The sequence below is a fragment of the Tunicatimonas pelagia genome, assembly GCF_030506325.1.
Taxonomy (GTDB): Bacteria; Bacteroidota; Bacteroidia; order Cytophagales; family Cyclobacteriaceae; genus Tunicatimonas; species Tunicatimonas pelagia.
Map to the genome: position 1 here is coordinate 1,491,792 of NZ_CP120683.1, position 23,882 is coordinate 1,515,673.

15 protein-coding genes are annotated in these 23,882 nt (G+C 45.3%); 4 read left to right on the forward strand and 11 right to left on the reverse strand.

Annotated features, from left to right (window positions below; genetic code table 11):
- Nucleotides 1–59: 59 nt before the first annotated feature.
- Together P0M28_RS06265 and P0M28_RS06270 are read right to left on the reverse strand one after the other, a co-directional pair.
- Nucleotides 60–308, reverse strand: coding sequence for a GlsB/YeaQ/YmgE family stress response membrane protein (locus P0M28_RS06265; protein ID WP_302208804.1), 249 nt, complete (start codon nt 306–308; stop codon nt 60–62).
- A gap of 115 nt (nt 309–423) precedes the next feature.
- Entirely contained in the window at nt 424–3,525 is a 3,102-nt protein-coding gene (locus P0M28_RS06270) for a PVC-type heme-binding CxxCH protein (protein ID WP_302208806.1), read from the reverse strand.
- Between the two features lie 293 nt (nt 3,526–3,818).
- On the opposite strand from P0M28_RS06270, the gene P0M28_RS06275 reads away from it, so the two are divergent.
- Nucleotides 3,819–4,979 carry an FG-GAP repeat domain-containing protein gene (locus tag P0M28_RS06275; RefSeq protein WP_302208807.1) on the forward strand — a complete coding sequence of 387 codons (1,161 nt, stop codon included), beginning with the start codon at nt 3,819–3,821 and terminating at the stop codon, nt 4,977–4,979.
- Nucleotides 4,980–5,016: 37 nt separating this feature from the next.
- Here the strand turns inward: P0M28_RS06275 and P0M28_RS06280 are convergent, their stop codons facing one another.
- The 5 genes from P0M28_RS06280 to P0M28_RS06300 form a co-directional block, all read right to left on the reverse strand.
- The gene (locus P0M28_RS06280; RefSeq protein WP_302208808.1) at nt 5,017–7,458 is read right to left on the reverse strand and encodes a TonB-dependent receptor; all 2,442 of its coding nucleotides are present in this window, start codon (nt 7,456–7,458) and stop codon (nt 5,017–5,019) included.
- Nucleotides 7,458–8,138, reverse strand: coding sequence for a porin family protein (locus P0M28_RS06285; RefSeq protein WP_302208809.1), 681 nt, complete (start codon nt 8,136–8,138; stop codon nt 7,458–7,460). Before P0M28_RS06285 ends, P0M28_RS06280 begins: the two co-directional genes overlap by 1 nt.
- Nucleotides 8,139–8,169: 31 nt before the next feature.
- On the reverse strand, nt 8,170–9,102 hold the full coding sequence (locus tag P0M28_RS06290; protein WP_302208811.1) for a DUF4249 family protein: 933 nt from the start codon (nt 9,100–9,102) through the stop codon (nt 8,170–8,172).
- 146 nt (nt 9,103–9,248) lie between these two features.
- Nucleotides 9,249–10,379: a hypothetical protein gene (locus P0M28_RS06295; protein ID WP_302208813.1), complete on the reverse strand. Its 1,131-nt coding sequence runs from the start codon at nt 10,377–10,379 to the stop codon at nt 9,249–9,251.
- 518 nt (nt 10,380–10,897) lie between these two features.
- On the reverse strand, nt 10,898–12,670 hold the full coding sequence (locus P0M28_RS06300; RefSeq protein WP_302208814.1) for an esterase-like activity of phytase family protein: 1,773 nt from the start codon (nt 12,668–12,670) through the stop codon (nt 10,898–10,900).
- A 30-nt stretch (nt 12,671–12,700) separates the two neighbouring features.
- On the opposite strand from P0M28_RS06300, the gene P0M28_RS06305 reads away from it, so the two are divergent.
- Entirely contained in the window at nt 12,701–13,141 is a 441-nt protein-coding gene (locus P0M28_RS06305; RefSeq protein WP_302205191.1) for a helix-turn-helix domain-containing protein, read from the forward strand.
- Complete coding sequence (locus P0M28_RS06310) at nt 13,102–13,719, forward strand: IS630 family transposase (RefSeq protein WP_302210860.1); 618 nt, start codon at nt 13,102–13,104, stop codon at nt 13,717–13,719. Before P0M28_RS06305 ends, P0M28_RS06310 begins: the two co-directional genes overlap by 40 nt.
- 15 nt (nt 13,720–13,734) lie before the next feature.
- Here P0M28_RS06310 and P0M28_RS06315 read toward each other — a convergent pair whose 3' ends face one another.
- Nucleotides 13,735–15,771 (reverse strand): glycerophosphodiester phosphodiesterase family protein, encoded by a 2,037-nt coding sequence (locus P0M28_RS06315; protein WP_302208815.1) that lies wholly within the window; start codon nt 15,769–15,771, stop codon nt 13,735–13,737.
- A 305-nt stretch (nt 15,772–16,076) separates the two neighbouring features.
- Between P0M28_RS06315 and P0M28_RS06320 the strand changes: the two genes are divergently transcribed.
- Nucleotides 16,077–18,671, forward strand: coding sequence for a T9SS type A sorting domain-containing protein (locus P0M28_RS06320; protein WP_302208816.1), 2,595 nt, complete (start codon nt 16,077–16,079; stop codon nt 18,669–18,671).
- A 48-nt stretch (nt 18,672–18,719) separates the two neighbouring features.
- Here the strand turns inward: P0M28_RS06320 and P0M28_RS06325 are convergent, their stop codons facing one another.
- From P0M28_RS06325 to secA, 3 genes are read right to left on the reverse strand one after another with little or no spacing between them, the layout of a single operon-like run.
- On the reverse strand, nt 18,720–19,532 hold the full coding sequence (locus P0M28_RS06325; protein ID WP_302208817.1) for a DNA/RNA non-specific endonuclease: 813 nt from the start codon (nt 19,530–19,532) through the stop codon (nt 18,720–18,722).
- 5 nt (nt 19,533–19,537) lie between these two features.
- A complete protein-coding gene (locus tag P0M28_RS06330; RefSeq protein WP_302208818.1) occupies nt 19,538–20,458 on the reverse strand; it encodes an alpha/beta hydrolase family protein in 921 nt (306 codons plus the stop codon).
- Nucleotides 20,409–23,792 carry a preprotein translocase subunit SecA gene (secA, locus tag P0M28_RS06335; RefSeq protein WP_302208819.1) on the reverse strand — a complete coding sequence of 1,128 codons (3,384 nt, stop codon included), beginning with the start codon at nt 23,790–23,792 and terminating at the stop codon, nt 20,409–20,411. The genes P0M28_RS06330 and secA overlap by 50 nt, the downstream gene beginning before the upstream one ends.
- Nucleotides 23,793–23,882 lie beyond the last annotated feature (90 nt).

The window sequence follows — 23,882 nt, forward strand, 5'->3', positions numbered from 1 at the left end:
ATGGAAAAGGCTAATACTCGTTCAGTATTAGCCTCTTCTCGGTTGTATCGTCGGTAATATTATCGCTTAACTAGCCGATAGATAAACAGCAAGAGTACCGCTCCGCCAGTGGCTACCAAAATTGTTGTAACATTGAACCCGCCCGAAGAAATACTTAGCAACTCTCTAGCTAGAAAGCCTCCAACTAGCGCGCCAGCAATACCAATTAAAATAGTGACAATAAAGCCTCCGGGGTCTTTTCCCGGCATAAGAAATTTACCCAGGGCACCAGCAACAAGCCCCACGACGATCCATGCAAGAATACTCATAATTGTATAATTAAGTTTGGTTAAAAAATAATTGTGTAGTCAGTTGTGCTAAAAATATAGATTCAATACAAGCCTAAAACTATTCTCTCCGCTAATTGTTGGACATTATTACCAGTTAATTCATACTAATCGCCGATCCATCTTTCTTCAAAGTAATTAGGTACTCCACCAGTGATACTAAATCCTCCTGACTCATGCTACGTTCCAAATTATCAAACATCAGCGACTGATCCATCTCTTCCATAGTAGCAATTTGGTCGCGAGCGTAGGTTTCGGTGCGTCCACCGTACATACGAAGTTGAACTTCATCTTCCGTTTTGCTTAGCACGTAGCCGGTCACCTGACTTCCGTCGTTAAGTTTCAGATTGTACCCCTCGTAACCAAAACTAATACCTTTACTAGGTTCTAGAATCGCTACGTACATACCATCTTTCCCTAGCTTATCGCCTATTTCTGACAAGCCAGGCCCGTAGTCAACTCCTTGCCCATCCACTACATGGCAATTTTGGCAATACTGAGCAAACACCGTTTGACCATGAGCAATATCTCCCTGCATAGTCACTAGTTGTTTGATGGGTGGTAAATCAGAAGCCTCCTGATCAATACCCAACAGTAAAGCCCCTTCTTCGTAGATTGAGTTTCGCATAGCCATAGAAAACACTTTGGCCGCGGCTGAATCCAGATCAGCGTGCAGGTCGCCGCTGCGTACCATATCCAATAAGCGGTTCTCGCCACCCCAACTACCAGCAAAGGCCATGACTGCCTCGCGCCGCAAACTCAGTGGCCGTTGTTGATTTGCTATAACACCTTGCAGCACATCAATTGATTTCTCACTGTTTACTCGCTTCAAAGCTTGAATCAAATCCATTTGCTCTTCCGTGCTTCCCTCTTCCAGCATATTTGTTATCAGCGATTCACCCTCAAAATCAAGTAGCAGCTTGGCAGCTTCTACCCCCACAGCTTCTTGGGGCTTTTCTAAGGCAAGTGCTAGTAAGGCTGGTTGATACTCCTTCAATTCGTAGCGTTTCACTAATTCTACGTACGTATCGCTTCCGGCTACATTATCTAAAGAAGCTTGCAAAGCAGTTTTCAGTTGGGGTGATTGCTTTACCCGATCAGCATCAATATGGTTCAACGCCAGAATAGTGATTTCCTCCTGATTAGGGTGCTGCTGTACCGCGAGGTTCGCCAGTACTTCCTGCTTAGATTCATCTTGATGAAAATCAAATGCTCGGAAATAGCGCAGGCGATCAGGGTACGTATTTGCTTCTGACTCCTGAATAAGCTCAGCCAGCAGCGGAATGGTTTCTTTGCTACGCATTCGCCAGATGATATCACGGCCCACCGGCGTATCCCAGTCATCACCCACTTCGTTCATCCAAGCTTTAAAGCGGGACTCAGCGTATAAATCAGCTCCAATGCCCAGTGCTTCCAGGTACCAACGATCTTTGCTATCGTGTTGTGTAGCCAGGGTAGCCCATAGTTTATCTGACTCGGGCGAATCAAGGTAGCGTAAGGCCAAAGCCACTTCGCGGCGCACTTGCGGTGATTCATCTTTCACCATTTTTTGTAAGACTGGTGTTATATCGCGGTCTTGCTGGCGAGCCATGCGGATTCCGGCTATTCGTAAGTCAGCATTTTCGCTCTGAAGAGCCTGCTCAACGTACTCTACGCCTTTGCCATCTAGTTTCGATAGCAGCCATAAAGCTCGGGCCTGATTACGAGGGTTTTCAGAGTCGGCCAGTGCTACCAACGCCGTTTCGGCTTGGCTACCCATTTCGTGTAGTGTTTTCCAGGCTAGGTAGCGAACCGATAAGTTAGGGTTTTGTAGCCCCTCGACGGCTCCTTCAACGGAAGACAGATTAATATCGGGGGATTGGTACTTCTGCTCAGAAGAAGAGAAAAGTGATTTTTCCTGCTTCGGAGCTATGCGGTAGATACGTCCCTGCTGAAGGTCACCCACCTGATGTCCACCCACGCCCGGATCGTACCAATCGGCGATAAACAGTGAGCCGTCGGGGGCTACGGTAACGTCAGAGGGACGAAACCACTGGTCTTTTCCGGTGACAATATTCTCCATTTTAGCTGCGTAGCCTGCTCCGCTATTTTCTACTGGGTAAGCCCGCACCACATTCGGCCCGGCATCAGCATGAATCACCTGATTGCGAAAGCGTTTGGGGAGTAGATCACCTTCGTACACTAGAATTCCGGTAGGGGAACCCGCTCCGGTTTGCAGCAGGTTCGGAACCACGCCCGGATCGTTTAGGTGCCAGTGGCGTTTCGGAATTTCGTCGTGCATTCCAGTACGATAAGTGCGCCAGTTTTCACCACTCATTTCATCCCGATAACCGTAGTTACCGTACTCCATTACGTAGTTGATACGTACTCCTTTGTTTCCATCATCGTCATTGTCAGATTGCCACAGCGTACCGTAAGAGTCGACCGCTACTTCGTAGTTATTTCTAAAGTTGTGACCCAACACTTCAAAGTTGCTACCATCCGGATCACAGCGAAATACCATGCCTTCGCGGTAAGGATCACCCTGGGCTGATACCGGAATTCCTGCCTGTTCGGTAATTGGGTTTCCGTCTTTATCTAGAATTTTCTCCCCGGCATTACCAAAATTAAAGTACAGCTTACCATCGGGACCAAATACCACGGCATGAATAGCGTGGTCGTGCTGCTCTCCGCTTAACCCGGTAAACAAAATTTCTTTTTTATCGGCCATATCGTCACCATCCGTATCGGTCAAAATAAAAACATTGGGGCTACAGGAGACAATTGCCTGATTGTCCATCACCCAAATACCCAGCGCGGCATTTACATCGTTACCTTGGTAGAAAACCGTACTCTTATCGGCTCGCCCATCACTGTCCTCATCTTCCAGAATCAAAATACGATCCCCTTCTTTTTTAGTAGGGTTATCGGGGTTGAGCGTAGGCCGGTAGTTGTACCCCTCGCACACCCAAACCCGACCGCGATGGTCAATATCCATATTAGTAGGGTTAGCTACCATCGGTTCGGCAGCAAATAACGTAGCCTCCAAATCATCGGCAACTTCCAGACCGACTACTGCGTACTCTACCGATCGTTTTTCATCATCGGTAAGCGACCCGTAGTCTACTACTGCCTTTTCTTCCTGAGAGGAACACTGCCAAAAGGCCATTGAGATAATCACTACCAACCACACAAACTTTACACAATTGATTCCAGACATCTTTTAATTATTAGGTAGAATGAATAGAAAGCAGCCTAAAATAGTATATTTTTCCTTTTTTTTAAAGTACTAGAGTGATGTCAAAGTACAATAGTGGGCTGTTTTCGGTTTTTTTACTATGAAGAATACGGTTCATTTGGTAATAGAATCAGAAAAAGAGGTAACCTCATTGAAAAGTCTACTAACGGTATTAGTAACTTATCTGACCGCTTTAACTGACCCATTCCCGCAATTTTTCCGTAGATTGGCCTGCTACACATAGCCAAAAAAAATTAGATAAATCCGTTCATTTCATGTCCTCTATCACCTACTTCTTTCTTCAGCTCAGCTTAGTGGCATCTCTCCCCGTTTTCGCTCAAATTAATCAACCTGAATTTACCACCCAGATTTTAGATACTATTGACATCGGATACGGTTTGGCCATTGGCGATGTAAATGGCGATGGACATCCAGATATTTTGCTGGCTGATCAAAAAGAGTTTGTGTGGTATCATAATGGCGATTGGCAGCGATTTGTCATAGCGAAAAACCTAACCGAACGAGATAATGTGTGCCTAGCAGCGACTGATATTAATCAGGACGGAAAAATAGAATTGGCGGTAGGAGCCCAATGGAACCCTGGCGAAACCAGCGACACTACTGCTTCGGGTTCAGTACACTATTTAATCCGTCCGCATGACCCCACTCAGCTGTGGAAACCTATTCAGCTTCACCATGAGCCTACCGTACACCGAATGCAGTGGGTAGCCACAGAAGATGGTTATCGCTTGGTGGTGCTGCCGCTGCACGGCAGGGGAAATAAAAACGGTGAAGGAAAAGGAGTGCGAGTGTTAGCGTACCACCCGCCACAAAATCCCGATCAAGGGTGGAAAACCTCTCTGCTAGACTCTACTATGCACCTTACACACAATTTTGATGTAAGCGATGACTCAACTGTATTTATAGCCGGAAAAGAAGGCGTTAAACAGATTAGCTACCAGAATAATGGCTGGCAAACTAATCCATTACCGCAACTCGCCCAAGGTGCTGGTGAGGTTCGCCGAGGATTTCTAACGGAAGATCACCCGTTTTTAGTAACGGTAGAACCTATGCACGGCAATCAGTTGGTGCTATATCAGGGCGAAAACTATGGCGAACGTTCGGTATTATTTGATGATCTTAAGCAAGGTCATGCGCTGGTCTGTGCCGACCTGCTGGGCTTGGGTCGCGATCAGGTGGTAGTAGGCTGGCGAGAGCCTAATCAACAAGGGAAAGTAGGCATTAAGATTTTTATTCCAGTAGATGAAGAAGGCGACGGCTGGATGCATTTTTGGATTGACGAAGATGATATGGCCTGCGAAGACCTAAAAGTAGCCGACTTAGATCAGGATGGTGACCTAGACATTGTTGCTGCTGGACGAGCGACTAAGAACTTGAAAGTTTATTGGAATCAGAGAATAATGGATAGTGATTGATGATGAGTGAATAATAATGCTCATCAGCCATTACTCATCAAAACTCGAGTCGATAGGTAACGGAAGGAATAATGGGAAATAAGCTGTATTGCTTTAACTGCCCCTTGCTTTCATAAATAAAGTAAGGGTTGCGACGACTGTAGGCATTATAAAGCGAGAAAATCCACGAACGGCGGTTATCTCGTCTGGTATCCTTGTTTTTGCGATAACTGATGTCCAGTCGATGGTAGGAAGGCATACGAAAGTTGTTACGCTCATCGATTTGCGGTCGCTCAAATAGTAACACTCGCGTATCGGAATTATTCGCATAATAACCTACTGCATTCTCCCAACCGGGCGGTGGCACGCTCTGGTAACGAGCGGTAGGTAGCGTGATGGCATTCCCCGTGTTGAAGACGAAAGCTATAGAAAGAGTGCGGTCACGGGGAATCTCATAATTAATTAGTAGAGACAGATCATGGCGACGATCGTATCGGAAAGGAAAAGGTCGGCCACCATTAAGTTCCTCAAACCAGCGGTTGCTCCAGGCGAGAGTATAGCCCAGCCAACCATTGAGTTTGCCGACTTTTTTATGTATAAAAAGCTCCACACCGTAAGCCTCCCCATCACCACTAACTACCTTCTCTTCCCAACTGTCACCGTTCTGAAAAAGGTAATTAGCACCATCCTGATACGTAATGAGTTGCAACATCGCTTTGTAATAGCCTTCCAGGCTTATCTCAAGGCTGTTGTTGGCAAAGCTTCTCACAACGCCTAACGCATACTGCTGGGCGTACTGTGGGGCGATATTTTCGGTAGAAGACACCCACAAATCAGTAGGCACACTGAGGGAAGAGTTCGTCAGCAAATGCAAATACTGAGCCATGTAGGTATAAGAGTTTTTGAAAGACAGACGGTCACTTACTTGGTAAAGTACTGATAATCGAGGCTGTAGATTGCTGTAGGTCTTGTCGTTAACATGAAAGAGCGAACCCCTTAGTCCAGCGTTAATTTTCAATTTGCGACTTAGCAAGATTTCGTCTTCTATATAAGCTTCGGCATTCAGACTGTTGGCAATGGCCTGCTGATTGAGCGTAGTATCAGTCTGCGGATTGACTATCTGTACTACCTCCGGGCTAAAGCGCATTTGCGAGACAAAGCCACCGAAGCGTAAGTGGTGCGACAAGGCTGGCACATAATCGTAATCTATTTGCAGTTTCAGGTCACGAATGCGAGAAAGGTTACGAGAATAATAGTCAGCTTCTTCTTGCTCAACCATATACTCATTAAAGAAATCATACGTACTGTAACTGAAAGAAAGGTTACTGAATATTTGGGGGGTATAAATCTTATTCCAACGAAGTACCGAGGTAGTGTTACCCCACTTGAAGTTAAAGGTACTCTCATCAGTGTCGCTGTCAAACGTATCAAAAAAGCGATCTCGTCCGGTATAAAAACTTAGGTAAAGACGGTTATTCTTATTGATCTTATGATTATACTTAGCATTAATATCGTGAAAGCCAAAGCCGAAGGTGCGATTGTTGTTGAGCGAACCAACCGCCATTAGTGCATCTAGCCAAGTACGACGGGTTGAGATAATGAAAGAGGAAGTATCCTTCTTGATGGGCGATTCGTACGTAAAACGGGCGGCAATAGGACTGATGGCAAACACTCCACCTCGTTCTTTCAGATTTCCCTCTTTCATAGAGATATCTAGTACTGAGGAAAGCCGACCACCGTAACGAGCAGGGATACCTCCTTTGTACAGGTCTACATTATTAATAGCATCAGTATTAAAAACCGAGAGAAAACCAAAAACATGATTGACATTATAGACGGGTACTCCATCTAGTAGAATGAGATTCTGGTCAGGACTGCCTCCTCGAACGTACAAACCTGCCGAGCCTTCGGTACCTCCGCTTACCCCGGGTAGTAGTTGAAGGGTTTTTAAAATATCAGCCTCACCAGCCAGCACTGGCGTTTGGTTGACGGTCTGCATCTCCAGCTTGTGCATACTCATTTGCACCCGCTCTACTCGTGTCTCGTTTGGGCTAGCAATAATCTCTACCTCTTCTAATAAGGTGTTAGAAGAGAGTTCTACATCTAGCCAGGTATCTTTGATTAGGGCTACTGCCTCGGTACGGCGGGCGTAGCCAATGTAGGAGAAGCTGATAGTGGCTGAATCGCCCGACAGGGGTAAACTGTAGAAGCCGTAGAGGTTGGTAGTAGTACCTTTGCCCAACTGCGGTAGGTAGACCGAAGCTCCAATCAACTTCTCGCCGCTTTCAGCATCGGTTACATAACCACTCACCGTGTAGGTTTGGGCAACGGTAGATAGGTTGAAAAGTAATAAAAGAGAGACAACCACTAACCAACGGATCCCATCACTGCGACCTCGGGAAACTGGGGAAAGTAGCCTCCTACCTACGCGCGTAGATAGTCCTAGGCGGAAAGTCGCTTCGCGGAGCCTCGCGGTGATGTAGTGGTTGGTTCGTAGCATCAAAACAACCGATAACCGATGGATAGTTGCAGGCTGCGGTTGTATCTAGGAAAAGAGTATAGTGTAGACTCGACTTCACTGCCGGGTTCGTTTGTGCTTCTGAAAAAAACCTCGAAGTCATCGGTAATATCGCGTAGCCCCATATTGTAGCGTAGGTTGAGTGTCCACCGATCAGAAAAGGCATAACCTACTCCAATGTTAACTGCTATGTCCAAATCTCGGTACGAAGCTTCTAACTGCTCATGAAAGGAGGGGAATTCTGATGAAAATGAGCCAAAACCACTACTATTAATATTTGATCCAGTACCCAGCAGATAACCTAATTCTGGGCCTAACTCTACCGTTAGTCTGTTTACTACCTGATACTGAAGCATGATGGGTATGCTGATATAGTGAAGATGGTAGCGAGGTGTAAAGCTGCCTCTGGGAGTTACCTTACTTTGGTACCCCTTGTTGGCATATAGCACTTCTGACTGCACACTAAGATTACTGGCAAGCGGGACATTTACAAAAAGGCCACCCAAGTAAGTAGGCTTAATGAAATCGCCATCACCCATGCCAATGTCCTCACTAGTGTGACTACTTAAAGCTCCTCCTGCTTTTATCCCAATAGATACCTGAGCTAGTAAATTGGAGCAGACTAGTAAGCTGAGTAAAAAAATAAAAGTTAGCTTCTTCATGATTGGTTGACTAAAAGATTGTGTAAGAGATTTATTCACAAGGATGATCTTCTACCGCGAAGCTTGCAGAATTATAGGAAGCGAAAATACCCGTACCATTTTCCACATTAGAATAGGTTTGAATTACCTCGGAAAAAGGAGTAAAAGCACCATCTTCCTCAAAGCTATAGTTTTCTTGATTGATTGCGTATAGAATACCAGATTTTAAAAAGCGGTCGTAGTGTCGGCTGGCATTATGTACATCAAACTGATAGGTTCGGTCTGAGGGTAGATTATCTGTAACAAAAAAGCTTTCGACGGCAAGAGCTATTACATCACCTTCCAAGCCAGTATCTTCAATTCTTACAAAGAAACGATATTCGGTTATCCCTCCGGAAATCGCATCAATATACGCATTAAACCTATCGGGTAGGCTGGAAAACGATCGAAAATGGGGCTGGTTAACGTTGCAGGTAGTACCGTCTTCGCACACTCTATTTTGGCTGTTAAGCAATGTAGCCCCCAACCAGTAGCTGTTCACTACCGCAGTATCGTCAACAATATTGATGTTGATGGCTGTCCTTAGCACAGGATCGTCCTGATAGCAGAGGTCAGCTATAGGTCTTGCGGGTACTACATCCGAGGCTCGCAGAGTCGGAAAGCCGGATACTTCTACCTCAATGCTATATTTTTTATTGGATTGGGGGTAGTAGTTTAAAGTATACAAACTATCCTGAAAAGTAGGCTCTCCAATCAATATATCATTTTCGTACAAACGCATTTCAGCACTAGATACTACGGGAAAGTTCTGCGTAGTACTGCCTAGAGGTAGGGACTTTGTCAAAGATAACTTAATGAGGCTATCAGGATGTAGAATGCTGTTGAGTACCAACTCTTCTTGGAAAGTAGGAAAAGGCATATTGACTTCTTGCGTACAGGAAGTCGTCAGAAAAAAAATAAGTAGATTTATTAAATCCTTTCGCATAGAAACGAGATGTAATTATGCTTTCCAAGCAAAACATCGCTCTAACTTAAAATTGTAAGAAGATAGCTTATTATCTAAGCAAAACAAAAACAATAAAGCCCCCTTAAATGCGGGGGACTTTGAGGATTATACTTTTATGTATGCAACTAACGCCAAGTACTACTTGAGTTAGTAACATCCCCACAACTAGTGCCCCCTCTGCCATGAACAATTAAACTACCTCTAGCTCTTAGCGAAACGTTGGAGACGTCCTCTTCATGATCATAGGTTCTATCACTAGCCCATATCGTTACATTAAAACGAGTAGTTTGTCTACTCATAGTAGCGTAGACAAATCTATATATTTCTCCCGATTCAAAAGTATAATTTATATACACATTACCTTGCACACGCAATGCAGAAGTTTGCTTCCGGGTCCATCCGCCAAACAATCCATCTTTACCCCAATTGGTGGTATTTACAACGACTCTACCCCAAGTATACCCTGGATAAAAAGGTCCGGATTGATCTGCAAAATTATCGACTAGCAACTCAGCAGTTACCCTATCATCCCCTCGTTTATCTCCAGTCCTATCCTCACAAGTGTTTTTTCTTTGAGAACCGAGCCCAGTAGCTTGCAAAGAAAATGCTCCTTCATCATTGTTTACAACATTATTTAAAACTACTATACCCAACTTTTTATTACTTTTTGTAATCCCCTCAAGCAACTCGAGTTTGCTATCATCCCCGTCAGTAATAACTTTGACCACATTCCTTTTATGCATCTGTATTTCCCCGTTCACTTTAAAGACACCATCCTGATTCAGGATACTCAGCATATCGTAACCTGCGGCTGTAGTATTGAGCTTGTAAAGACCACTATCCTCTAATATAAACGAAGAAGCATGTTCCTTAATATAGTCTGAGTACCAAAAATCCGCATCTCCTTCCATAAGTAATTGTCTGTCTCCTTCAGCCATATTTCCGAGTTCTTCAAACCAGGCTGCTTGCGCTTCTACTGATTGTTCATCAATACTCCGCAAAGAGGTAAATCCTGGAAACTGGCTTTCCCAAGAATCCAGTGTTTTGGGGTCAGCATCTTTCAAAGATTCTTGGATTTCATTAAAAGTAGCTTGGTCTTTAAATTCCAGGTAACCGTTGGTTACCCGCACACTAAAGTCCTCTTCGGTTACGATTGAAGAAGCTTCGGTTAGGTCGTCCTGCGAGCAGGCGTAGCACAAGGCACTAAGGCCGAGGGCAACCACTGCCCAGAGTGAGTGTTTTAAAAAGTGTTGCATAACGTTGAAAAAGGTTATTGGTTAAACATACTGACAATGTAGTGGGGGGGGGGATAGGTTTCCTAGTTAAGTTTATGTTAACCCGGTAGCATTTTCTAGTAGACATTACATTGAGTATTATTGACTAACAGATATACTAAAGAGGGAAAATTGATAGACTTAACATAAGTAAAGAAGCCTACTTGGTAGGTAATATTTATAGTAATACTATCGTTACTATCTATCAAAAAGTACGAAACTGCAAAATAAAGTACATCAATAGTACATGCGCTGCTGCTGACTAGGGATTCTTTTAGGTGAGAATGAAGGAAAAACGGCTAATATTTGCCTTGGCTGTCCGCGATATTTTGCTATGATGTAAGGTTAAGCTAGATAGCATAAAGAAAAGCGACAGGAAACTGCTCCTGTCGCTTTTACTATCCTTCTTGTGGCAGAACTAAATATTAATGATTGATGAGTAATGAATGATGATTGTAGTCGCCACTATTCATTATCAATTTTTACCTTTCACCTTTTCATTATTCTTTGTATAGTCGGTAGATGGCTTTCTCAGCTTTGGGGGAAACCACTTGCATCAAGTATACTCCCTTTTTTACCGAAGATACGTCTAGTTGTACTGAACCGTTAGGTTGCAATACAGGGTGCTCGCCGCTAATCAATTGTCGGCCAAACACATCGACTACCTGAATAGCCACTTTTTCATAGGGGTACTGCTCAAATTCTACCGCTACTGAGTTCTTAGCCGGATTAGGATAATAGCGAAGGTTGGCTACGCTAGAAATACCACACTCTTGGCGGACTACGGCAATAAAGTTCTCCGACAACTCAGCACATCCATCCGATAAATCGCTACCGCTTATGTTGCTCCCAGCCGCAATGGTGAAAGTTCCGGTGTAAGAAACCCCGTATATCCGGCAGGTACCCGTTCCAGCGCCGTCAAAATCCACTTCGTTACTCATCGGTAGAGCTAATACCTCGCCTTTATCATCGGTAACAATATAACCATAAGTAGCTTCTGAATTCGAGTCGTGAGAAAACGTCACTAAGTCGGCTACACTGTCTCCGGCGCAGGTGAAGATGATGGTTTGAGCCTCATCGGTCGCGATGGTTCCACCGTCTACCTCACAGTCTAGAATCTCAAAGGTCACCGAAAGCACTTTACCTGCTGTACCTTCGCCATTCTCTTCAGAATAAGGTGTGGCTTTCACCGTATGCATTCCAATGGGTGGGGTAAAGCCGAAGTAGTCGCCGTTGTTGTCTCCAGCTAGGGCAAACGGGGCACTGTTCTCCGTGCGGAAGCCCATCTGGTCGTTGAAGTCAAATACTACACTACCAATCGTCTCTGAGTCTACATCTGCCCGAATGTTCAAGTTTAGGGTAGGTAAATCCGTTACCGATACTTGGATGCCATCGGTAATGGGGGCGATGTCTTCGTCGGTATCAGCATTCACCAGCGTGAAGCCCGTGACCATACCAGGTACTACTTCTATCACTGACATTACAGGCTTACCCGCTACTCCTTCACCGTTAGCTTGCGAAAATGGAATAGCGGTGATCTCGTAGGTACCCGCAGGTAACATCATTCCCTCATCATAGAGCGTATAAGGAGCGTGGTTGTCCACTTTTTCTTTTTCACCGTCCACGTAGAAGACTACGCTTTTCACTTCTTCGCCGTAAAACTCAGCCCGTACATCAACCAGTTCAGGCAGCATCGGCAACGAAAGCATCACACTATCCGGCAGCCGTTGAATATCTTTATTTTCTTCGGTATCTACCAGAAACAGGCTACCTGACTTATCAATACTGGCCACGCCTAACGGACGACCTAAAGAAAGAATGATAAACTCGGTGTCATCGGGTAAGCCCTGCCCCACGTGACGGCCAATGCTAAATGGATAGTTATTATCATTCAGTACCCCGATGGTTTCATCGTCTAGCACCACTACGCTTTCAATAGTCACGAAGGGAAAAGCAAAGTCTTCGCCAATGCCGATGTCCCCTTCCAGCCCCGGTTCCGAGATAAGATCAGGATCACTAATATCCAGTAAGTCTACGGCGAGACGTTTACCGAAGGGTTCATCTTCGCCGTTGATTTCTACTTCGTAGATAGCTTTGAACCCATTGAGGTTCCCCTGACTACCATCCCGCTCAATCACCAAACCTCGCTTCGGGCTGAACATGATAAAGTCACCAATAGCTCCCGCCCGTTGGTTCATCGGGTACGAATAGTTCACCCCAGTGTACGCCCCGGTTTTCAGATCAAACTCCGATACTAATAAGTAATATGACAAAATTAATTTAACAAGATATATCTTTACACTATGAAAGGTAAGAAAAGATATATTACTTTGGATGAGAAGCAACGCAAAGAATTACTGGCGGGCTTCAAAACTGGCAAAAAACCCGTCTTCAGAATGCGTTGCCATTTGATTCTGCTCAGTGATCAGGGGCATGGTGTCCAGCAGATTGCCGAGCTATATCAACTAAGTCGGCAAAGCGTGGCGAACTGGTTCACACGCTACGAGCAAGGAGGCATTACGGCTTTGCATACAATACAAGGTAGAGGTAGACGGCCTATTTTACGTATTGACAATGCGGTAGAAGTCCAGCAGGTTGAACAGTTGGTTGATCGGCATCCACAAACACTTCGGCCGGTCTTAGTTGCTTTGAGTCAACAAGGGAAGGTGCTATCTAAGCGAACGTTGCAGCGATTTTTAAAAAGATTGGACGGAAATGGAAGCGGTTCCGAAGAAGTCCGTTAGGCCAACCCGATCAGAAAATATATGAACAGAAGTGTCAACAACTCGTGATATTACACACGTTAGCTGCCTTGGGCTATATTGATTTGCGATTTGGCGATGAAACTGGCTTTTCCATGGCTCCCTCCGTTCCTTATGGTTGGCTGCCAGTAGGAAGCCAACGGGCGATCCGTTCCGACAGTGAGCGGGTCACCAATGTGTTTGGTCTGATGAACAGGCGCCAGCAATTGAGCAGCTATCCTACCCAAGGGCATATCAATGCAGAATTTATCATTCAGTGCCTAGACAATTTCTGCACCACAATCCCCCAACTGACAGTTGTGGTACTAGACAACGCTTCATGGCATACGGCCCGAGCTATTCAAGCTAGAAGAGAAGCATGGCAAGAGCAAGGGCTTTTTCTGTTTTATTTGCCTACGTATAGTCCGCACCTGAACCCCATTGAGATACTATGGCGAAAGATCAAGTATGAGTGGCTAAAGCCTGAAGCCTATAGCTCCAAAGAACAGCTACAGCAAGCGATCTTCAATATCCTGAGACAGTTTGGAACCGAGTTTCAAATCAACTTCTCACTCACCTAAATGTTGTTACACTAATTATGTTACACTACTTAGTGAGTTATCCGTATTACCTACCAACGGTCGCTCCAGCATAGGTAGTAATCGTTGGGCAAAGTGGTCGTAGGCCATTCCTTCAAAACCACCGCTACCACGTACTAAAAACGGAGTAGTTAGTGCAGTGCTGCGGTAAGGCCAGTACAAGCCCGCCATCCAAGGGGTATTCTCACCATCCTGATCTTGCATATTGGTACCGTCCCCAAACTCACCCACCTTCGGGAAGTCGCCAAACAAAGCTACGGTACGGATTTCGGGATACTGCTCGTGAACAACCAGCAAGGTACGCCAATCAAAGCTTTGGATATCGGCATCCTCTTGTAAATCGTTAGCCACGATAGCATTGGCTACCGCTTGGGCAAATGGCTCCGGAGCTACGGTACGCTTGGCAAACACATCGCCCCGGTCATCAGCATCAGTACGAGGGTTGATCTTGGTCTCAATATTGTAGCGGATTTGCTCGGCGTTTTTCCAGCGTAGTTCAGCCATCGGATCGCTGCTACCAGCCCCAGTTTTATAGTACTCAATGTAGTACGCTACAAAGTCAAATACCTGCTGAAGTGAAGGCATTACATAGGCATCTACCAAGCCCTCTTGTTGAGCAAAGGCTACTGCTACGGGGGAAAGGTCACGATCATTCTCCTGAGCCGGACGGCCATCCAGTATTTTATCGGCAATAAAGGTGGACTGAATTTCAGCTAGTGTTAAATCCTTTACCAGTACCTCATTCTCGTACTCGTAGGTAGCACCGTCAATACGGCGGGCTTTGGCTGCTTCGATGTGCGGATCGTGATCTAGCACCGGAATACCGTCTTTGGTAATTCCGCAGTCAAATTCTAATGTAGGCATTAGGAAGTCGAGCGCAGCTTCCATAGAAGGCAGGGTGTTTTCGGGGCGGAGGTTTCTTGCCCCCCGATGCCCCTGGGCATCGAACTGTTCAATATCAATCAAACCTTCTTCCGTCATAAAGTCAGGTTGACCGTCACCATCACCATCGTAATTTTGTACTACCTCCAGTAGAATATCCGGTCGGTCGGAGATGATACCGTCTACCCCGAGCTCCAGTAGGTTTGCCATATTCATTGAATCATTCACGGTGTAGACCACCACGGGGAAGCCCTGTCGCTGCAATGAGCGTACATTATGAACCTCGCTGGAAGCTGAGTCTAATCCCTCAGGTGGGTTTTGACGGCTTCCTACGAAGGTGTCCGGATTATCGTCGTCTAGCATCACAAACCAAGGCGACATGATCGGGGTACGGTTGTTACCGTTAATTTGCGCGTGCCGTCGCAGAGCATTCATCACTCGCTGGGCACTAAATTCTTCATTGAAGGGGTTCTGCGGGGCGCGTAATTCTTTATTAGGATTTTCTGGGTCAGGCAACGGAATAGGTGGCTCTAGTACTTTTCCGGTAGCATCGGTATGAATCAGGAAGGGGCCAAATTCTTCACCGAACCAAAACGTGCCATCATCTACTTGCTGGAAGGATTCCAGGTCAAAGTCAGCTCCGGTTAGAATACGCTCTTCGGTGAAGTGGTTGACGATAGCAAAGGGAATGTGCTGATCGGGATCCCGTAGCTCGAAGAAATCATCCACGATAATCTCACCATCGCCACCTTCGACGGTTTCGAAATCGGGGATGATAGTGTACACTCGCAGATTATAATCGGCGGAGTTTTCCAGTCCTCCGAAACCATTATCAGACATTACGTAGTAGGAACCATCTTCGTTAAGTAAGACAGCAGATACTCCTTGCACGGGTTGCTGATCTACAAAAGGAGTTTCCTGTCCATTAACAATGGGACCGCCAATGTACTGACCCGAAGTAGGCCCGGGCGAAAAAGTGGCAGCCGGTAGCACCGCTCGCTTCTGTAAGATATTGGGGTTCGGTCGCAAGCGAGCGTTCTTTTCTGATAAAGTGGATTGCTCTTGAGCGTAGCTAGGGTAAAATGTTACGCTAAAAGCCAATAAGGCGACCCACAAGATCGCCCAATGAAAGTAAACGTGTTTCTTTGGCATGATTAGATGGTTAATAATTGGTTGGAAAAAGGTTGATTAACGCATCCAAGTTGTCAATTCGCCCGGCTGAATTCAATTAGATCGGATTAACGAATTGTGAAGAAAATAACAGTGAGGTAACTATTATTTAATAAAACATAGCTGTTACCGATAGGTTGTTGTTAATTGATCTCGGAATTTGTCACGTAAAGGATTATCTACTAGAGTTATAGCAAAAAGTACGTAAGACAGGTTTTTCTAGTAAAGGTGTGGGCTGATAGTAAGAATTTGAAGTCTTTTGCTGAGTAGCATTAACGCTCCATATCATGGTCTTCAGAACAAACTTTCTTCTTGCTGCTTTAGTACTCCTTCTTACGAATACAGTCCTCATTGCTCAAAATGAGTGGGTAGAGTCTGATATGTTTCCGGGTTCAGGACGGTTCGGGGCTATTTCTTTTGTTATAGATGGAAAAGGGTACATAGGATTAGGTAGTGGCGAATCAGGGTTATTAGTGGACTTTTGGCGGTACGACCCAGCCTCTGGTACTTGGGAACAGGTAGCTGATTTTGCTGGGGCGGGCCGACGAGGTGCAGTAGCGTTTGTGCTGGATGGAAAAGCCTACGTAGGGTTAGGAACTAGCGGGACCTTTCCGAATACAAAGCGGGAGAAAGATTTCTGGGTATACGACCCTACCCTAAATACTTGGAGTGCGACTACCGACTTTGCTGGCACAGCCCGTAGCTATGCTGTTGCCTTCGTACAAGATAACCAAGGTTTTGTGCTGACGGGGCAAGATGACACAGGCTACCCTACTGATGTTTGGGCGTTTGATGCATCTACTCAACAGTGGAAAAGTAAGAACGCCTTTACGAGAGCAGCACGGTCGGGAGCTTTTGTCTTTTCGGTTAATGACACTGTATACATTGGTGGAGGTACTAGTCGATCGGGTTTTACTACCCAACTTCAAAATCACTACTTGTTCTACGAAGCAGCCAGTGATACCTGGAGTACAACTACTATATTACCTAGCGGGATGACCCAGGGTGGCAACCACTCCTACTTTGCCTATCAGAATAAAGGATACGTAGTAACTGGTAATGAAGTATGGCAATTTGACCCAGCTCAGGATGAATGGGATGAAGTTGATAATATTGGCTCTGATATTAGTGGGGAAGCTACTTTCGCTATTGGTGACACCGCTTATCTAGTGACAGGGGATGCTTCTGATTTTTTCTCTAGTGCTGAATACACTCAAAAGTTTTGGAAGTTTGCCAAAGCATTCGTACCTCCGGTGGCTCCTTCTGACCTTAGCGCTCACGTTACCTCAGATACTACAATTACCCTCACTTGGACTGATAACTCGGATTTTGAGGAGGGATTTATCATAACACATGAGGTGGATGACCCTAATATATCCACTGGATCAGGTATCATTAGGACAACGGTAGATACTTTAGAAGCTAACGTAACTGCATATAGTAATCAGGTACTGGAAAAAGGTTATGACCATATATATTCCATTACTGCTATTCATAGTAAAGGTAATTCCGAGGAAACTCTGTTAAGACTTTTAGACTTAACTTTCTTGAATGAAATAGACACCATTAACGCTACTGCAACTAGTGTTCAGTTTACTTTAACGAGCAAAAGTAACAACCCTGCCTTTGAGGTTGAAGTATCTAGCGACAGCCTAAACTTTGAAGCTAATACCCAAGGTGGACTTACCTTTAGTAATTTAGATGAAAGCAGTAGCTACTATTTTCGTGTGTATAAGGTGAGTGAGGGACGCAATCCTTCCTACCGCTCCCCATATTTCCATACCACTGCAAAGACGTTATTACATACCCCTCGAGAGCTATCCTGGAAGAATGTAGACGAAGATATCCAAGTTAGTTGGCAAGATATATCTAAGCAAGAAAGTAGCTATAGCGTAGAACGTTCCATAGGTAATGATACTAGTTTTACAGTTATCCATATAGGATCCGCTAACGATACCCTATTTATTGATTCAGGAACTGAGGAAGGCATGTCGTATTATTATCGGGCAAAAGCGGTCTCAGAAGATAATACATCTGAATACTCGGAAGTCATACACGCCTTCTATTATAAAGAGCCAACCAATCTAACTGCTACCAATATTACCTTTAATTCGGTAACATTAGCCTGGAAGAGTCAGTCAAACGAAGCCGATGTAACAATTGTAGAGCGTCAATCATACAATTATGATAATAGTGAGTACGGGGAATGGTGGCCTCAAAGCAGATATACTGGTGGTGAAACTCATACTGTGACTCTTTCACAGGGAGCAAACGTTCGCTTTCGGATAGTAGCCACTGATAGTGCTAAGAAGTATCAAGCTTATTCAAATACTGTTACAGTATATACTCCACTTATTGCCCTATCAGAATTATCTATAGATGAGATTACGGATAATAGCTTACAACTTATGTGGAAAGGTGACCCCTATATACCTGCTAAAAACTATAGAATAGGAATAGAACTGGCCGACGAATCGAAGGATTTTAGAGAAATAGCTACTATCCCCGGTCCTGCTTACGAATACTGGGTTAATGATATTGATATGGCAAATATCTACTATTTCCGTGTTAGAAAGATAAATGACTACGTAGCTTCTACTTATTCAAATACCGTAGATAACATAATTGCCAGTGTTAGTGATCCTCAACCTAGCAAAGCTACTATAAAAGTAGTGCCTAACCCAGCCGGACAGTGGCTCGAGGTCGAAACGAAAGAAACTATTCAGCAAATTGCCATTACCGATCTTAGCGGAGCGGAGGTGATGTCCCTTACGCCTTCCCCCGAGCATCGGTACGACATTAGTGGTCTGAGGGCTGGAACTTATTTATTGATTGTATCATCCAAGAGCGGCATTTATAAAACGAAGCTAGTGAAACAGTAGGGGGTAGCAGATACAACGCTCTCTACCCGGTGACTTATGCACCCTACATCAGAACCAACTTTCTGTATCAGTATTCCTTTCCAACGCTTCCTCCACTTCATCCGGCAGTTCAGGAAAGAAATCCACTCCAGTGTAGGCTTCTACGTTGTCGATAGATTCTACGAAAGCCTTGGGAGATTTTGATGTGCTTTCGTTGGGAATTAAAAATCCGATGGCTTTTACTTCTGGCTCTTGGTAATCTAGTAAAACTTTGTAATAATAATCCGGCACACTTACTCCGTTTTCACCAATCTTTTTGGGATCAGAACCAAATACTGGCCCAGTCACTATGTACAGACTACCGTAATCCACCGCCCAATCCCGAACATCCTCTTCTAACTCTCTCCACACCCCCCGATTAAGATCACGGTTTTGGGGACTCATGTTCGACATAAAGAAGCTTTCGCTCATAGCTTCGGCCGAGAAACCCATATCTCCGGCAGGTGCCATATGCCCCCGGTCGTAGCCCGAACGACGGTAGTCATTTAATGAGGCTGAACCAGTAATTACGTAAGGGTCTTCCCGAAAATCATCGGAGCGGTCAGCTACGTTAGATCGTACCTCAGCTTCGGTAAGTTTGTAAGCTACCCACTCGGCTTGTTCGTGCTCTTCTACGTACGAAAGCGTGTAGTGCTGGTGCTGCACCAAAAAACCGTTGTTTACAGAAGGTAGATAGCTAAACCCCACAATCTCGGGAGCTGAAGTCTGATTCTGGCGCTTCAGATACATCAGCAGTAAAATAAGTCCGAGTACAATGAGAGCCGTGATTAATAAGGCCCGAGTTGTACTTGGCGAGCGACGTTTTTTAGAGCGATTGGCCATTGGTTCTAGGAGGGAAGATGCTCTCGGGTATGCTTGAGAATAAACTGAATGATAGGTCGGGGGTTGGATAATCCGTGCACGTGCCCCTCCCCTTTTTTAATTATTACTTTAACTTTTCCACCCAGCTTTTCGTACTGCTCCACCATCATCTGAGCATTCTCCGAATAGGGAACTACCTGGTCATCGTCGCCCGAGACTACCAGTAGCGGAATATCGTTCTCAACCAGCGGCTCTACCTTATTAATCGGATTTTGATTGTACTCTCTAGCTTGTTCTTCGGTAAAATCATACGCAGCCAGACACTTTTGCCAATCTTCTTTACTACCCATACCCTCTTTTAATCCGCCCGGCCAGCTTTTTATGTCGCAGACCGGGGCATCCACATAAATGCAGGCCACTTTCCCAGCATTTTCAGCCGCCCAATTAAATACAGATAAACCACCTCGGCTCATTCCTTCCAGCGCTACTTTATCGGCAAATAAGTAGCGAGAATTAAGCAGTTCGTAAAATTCGTTCCAAAGCTGTACCGCTGCCGGACTACCGTAAAGATCGGCCACATCAACATACACTACGTAAAAACCTCGCTCCAGCAGAGCCAGATCTACCTCAGGGCGATGCCCGAAGAAGCGAGCCCGCCACAACCAAGGGTTGCCTTCGGCGGGTTTATTGGGAACAACCACCCGGCACTGCCGCTCCTGAAATAAAAAAGAATACATGGTGTACCCGTGGAACGATCCTAATTCTCCCGAGATAAGCCCATCGGGCACAAAGCGATCTGACTGCTGAATAGGAGTGCATTGTAGCAATGCGATTGACAGCAGCAAGATAATACTACGGTTGTTCTGCTTACGCAACAGTAATGTAGACAAATGGCGATTAATCATTCTCCACGATAACGCAGCGGTTGTTGCGAATATCGTCTTCAACGTTCTTGAATTTTACATCTTTTACGACTCTTCCATCATTATATTGTACGCTCACTCGCTGATTCCGCCCGGCAATTTTCTGGGTTTTAGCCGGTTTCACCGGTTCGGCCGGAGGACGATTGGCAGCGGGTTGACCCTGCCCACGGTTCCCTCCCCCCAATAAGGAGCCGGAATCTTCCTTGGAAGCTTTTACTCCCTGTTCCGACTGCCGACGAGCCGGTCGGCGAGCTTCTCGTACTTCATCTGGCTGCTGAACGGGCAGGTTTGCCTTCATCAGAAATGAAATTGTCTCCTCATTTACTTTTGCCAAAAATTGCTTGAATAGCTCGAAACCCTCGAACTTATAAATAATGAGTGGGTCTTTCTGCTCGTATACAGCATTCTGCACCGACTGCTTTAAGTCATCCATTTCTCGCAGGTGCTCCTTCCAGTTTTGATCGATCAGAGCCAGCACAATGGATTTTTCCATAGATTGAACCAAATCTTCGCACTCAGTCTCTATGCTCTTCTTTAAATCAGCCGATACTGTGAGCTGCATTTTTCCATCGGTGAACGGCACCAGAATATTTTCTACAGTTGCCCCCTTGGTTTCAAATACATTCTTAATGACCGGAAACGCCCTCTGGGCTAACTGCTTATTTTTTCGCTGGTAGTTCTCGTAAGCGAAGTTGTACAGTTCGTCCGTGAGACTTGCTTCACTAACGCTGGTAAAATGATCTTGATCGATGGTGTGGTCGACGCCCAGAGTGCCGAGCACGGTGAGCTTATAGCTTTCGTAATTACTTACACCCTTGGTGCTCATTACAATATCCTCGCAGGTATCGTAGAGCATGTTCATAATATCTAACTGAAGGCGATCTCCGAACAAAGCATGGCGACGGCGTTTGTAAATTACCTCGCGCTGCTGGTTCATCACATTATCATACTCCAACAATCGCTTACGGATAGCAAAGTTGTTTTGCTCTACCTTGCTTTGCGCCCGTTCAATAGAACTGGTTACCATAGAGTGCTGAATCACTTCGCCTTCTTCCAGTCCCATTCGGTCCATCAGCTTCGCAATACGGTCCGAACCGAACAAACGCATTAGATTATCTTCTAAGGAAACAAAGAATTGGGAAGAACCGGGATCCCCTTGCCGACCGGAACGTCCGCGCAACTGCCGATCTACTCGTCGCGACTCATGCCGTTCAGTACCCACAATTGCCAATCCGCCCGCTTCTTTGGATTCAGGCGTAAGTTTGATGTCAGTACCCCGACCGGCCATGTTAGTAGCAATAGTAACCGTCCCGGGTTTTCCGGCATTGGTAACCACTTCAGCTTCACGCTGGTGCTGCTTAGCGTTAAGCACCTGATGCTCAATACCTTTCATCTTCAGCATCCGGCTGAGGATTTCGGAAATATCTACCGAAGTGGTACCGACTAATACCGGACGCCCCTTATCGGTCATGTCTTTAATTTCATCGGCTACCGCGTTAAATTTCTCCCGCACGGTTTTAAAAACCTTATCCTGCCGATCATCCCGAACAATTGGTCTATTGGTTGGAATCACTACTACATCCAACTTATAAATATCCATAAACTCACCCGCCTCAGTTTCGGCGGTACCCGTCATACCAGCCAACTTATGGTACATACGGAAATAGTTCTGTAAAGTAATAGTTGCGTAGGTTTGCGTAGCTTCCTCTACTTTTACGTTCTCTTTGGCTTCAATTGCTTGGTGTAATCCGTCCGAGTAGCGACGACCATCCATTACCCGACCAGTTTGCTCATCCACAATTTTTACTTTCCCGTCGGCAATGATATACTCCTGATCCAACTCAAACATAGCGTACGCCTTCAGCAGTTGGTTAACGGTATGAATACGCTGCGATTTGACCGAATACTCTTTGATGAGTTCGTCCTTTTTTTCCACCTTCTCTTCATCGGGCATCGCTTCATCTTTCTCTAATTGATTAATCTCAGTACCAATGTCGGGCATGATAAAGAACTGCGGATCTTCCCCCTGCTTCGTAATCTGCTCCAGTCCTTTCTCCGTTAGGTTGATATTGTTGGTCTTTTCTTCGATTGTAAAGAATAGCGGTTCGTCTGCCTCCGGCATCGCCTTCTGATTATCCTGCAAGTAAAAGTTTTCAGTCTTTTGCAGAATTTGCCGTATTCCGGTTTCACTTAGGTAGCGGATGAGTGGTTTATGCTTAGGCAACCCTCGGTATGCCCGGAATAAAGATACTCCACCTTCTTTGGTATCACCTGCCTTTATTTTTTTCTTAGCGTCTTGCAGAAACTCGTTCACGGTTTTTTTCTGCATTTCGTAGAGTTTGCCAACCCGGGGTTTAAACTCATAAAACTCGTGCTCATCACCTTTCGGAATAGGTCCGGAGATAATCAACGGAGTTCGCGCTTCGTCAACGAGTACCGAGTCAACCTCATCTACCATCGCAAAGTGATGGCCAGGTTGCACCATATCTTCCGGGTCGCGCGCCATATTATCGCGGAGATAATCAAACCCAAACTCATTGTTAGTACCGTAGGTGATATCGCAGGCGTAAGCAGCTCGCCGCTCATCCGAATTGGGCTGGTAGCGATCAATGCAGTCTACTGACAAATTATGAAATCGGAACAGCGGAGCCATCCACTCGGCATCACGTTTCGCCAGATAATCGTTAACCGTAACAATGTGTACGCCCCGCTTCGCCAGCGCGTTCAGGAAGGCCGGTAAAGTAGCTACCAACGTTTTACCTTCCCCAGTTGCCATCTCGGCAATTTTACCTTGGTGTAGTACAATTCCACCAATGAGCTGCACATCGTAGTGCATCATATCCCAGATGATGGGGGTTCCGGCTGCATCCCATTCGTTATGCCACGTTGCTTGCTCGTCTTCAATAGTGATATTATCGTACTTGGCTGCTAACTGCTTATCGTGCAGTGTAGCGGTTACCACCAATTGCTTATTCTCTTTAAAGCGACGAGCCGTTTCTTTGACTACCGCAAATGCCAACGGCAACACGTCCATTAGTATCTCTTCCAGGTGCTCGTTACGCTTTTCCTCTAGTTGATCAACCTGGGCGAAGATGCTTTCCTTCTCCTGCATATCCAACCCTTCCTCATCCTTCACTCGGTTGTTGAGTGCTTCAATCTGCTGATCGATATCGGCTAAGCCTTGGTTGATCTCTTGCCGTAAGTGCTCAGACTTAGCCCGCAGTTCGTCATCGCTAATAGTGGCCAACTGAGCAAACTCTTGGTTAGCCTGCCCTACCAGTGGCATAATATTTTTGATATCCCGGTCTGACTTAGACCCGAATAGTTTAGCTAATCCTTTGGTAAGCGTATTAATCATGAACTCTAATTAATTTTTTGATGAATAATGAATGATGATTAATGAATGATGACTATAACTACATTATTCATTAATCATCAATCACTAATC

Bases quoted from the DNA above. Each gene is read 5' to 3' on its own strand.
- P0M28_RS06265 (WP_302208804.1), bottom strand. From the start codon at position 308: ATGAGTATTCTTGCATGGATCGTCGTGGGGCTTGTTGCTGGTGCCCTG.
- P0M28_RS06270 (WP_302208806.1), bottom strand. From the start codon at position 3,525: ATGTCTGGAATCAATTGTGTAAAGTTTGTGTGGTTGGTAGTGATTATC.
- P0M28_RS06275 (WP_302208807.1), top strand. From the start codon at position 3,819: ATGTCCTCTATCACCTACTTCTTTCTTCAGCTCAGCTTAGTGGCATCT.
- P0M28_RS06280 (WP_302208808.1), bottom strand. From the start codon at position 7,458: ATGCTACGAACCAACCACTACATCACCGCGAGGCTCCGCGAAGCGACT.
- P0M28_RS06285 (WP_302208809.1), bottom strand. From the start codon at position 8,138: ATGAAGAAGCTAACTTTTATTTTTTTACTCAGCTTACTAGTCTGCTCC.
- P0M28_RS06290 (WP_302208811.1), bottom strand. From the start codon at position 9,102: ATGCGAAAGGATTTAATAAATCTACTTATTTTTTTTCTGACGACTTCC.
- P0M28_RS06295 (WP_302208813.1), bottom strand. From the start codon at position 10,379: ATGCAACACTTTTTAAAACACTCACTCTGGGCAGTGGTTGCCCTCGGC.
- P0M28_RS06305 (WP_302205191.1), top strand. From the start codon at position 12,701: ATGAAAGGTAAGAAAAGATATATTACTTTGGATGAGAAGCAACGCAAA.
- P0M28_RS06315 (WP_302208815.1), bottom strand. From the start codon at position 15,771: ATGCCAAAGAAACACGTTTACTTTCATTGGGCGATCTTGTGGGTCGCC.
- P0M28_RS06320 (WP_302208816.1), top strand. From the start codon at position 16,077: ATGGTCTTCAGAACAAACTTTCTTCTTGCTGCTTTAGTACTCCTTCTT.
- P0M28_RS06325 (WP_302208817.1), bottom strand. From the start codon at position 19,532: ATGGCCAATCGCTCTAAAAAACGTCGCTCGCCAAGTACAACTCGGGCC.
- secA (WP_302208819.1), bottom strand. From the start codon at position 23,792: ATGATTAATACGCTTACCAAAGGATTAGCTAAACTATTCGGGTCTAAG.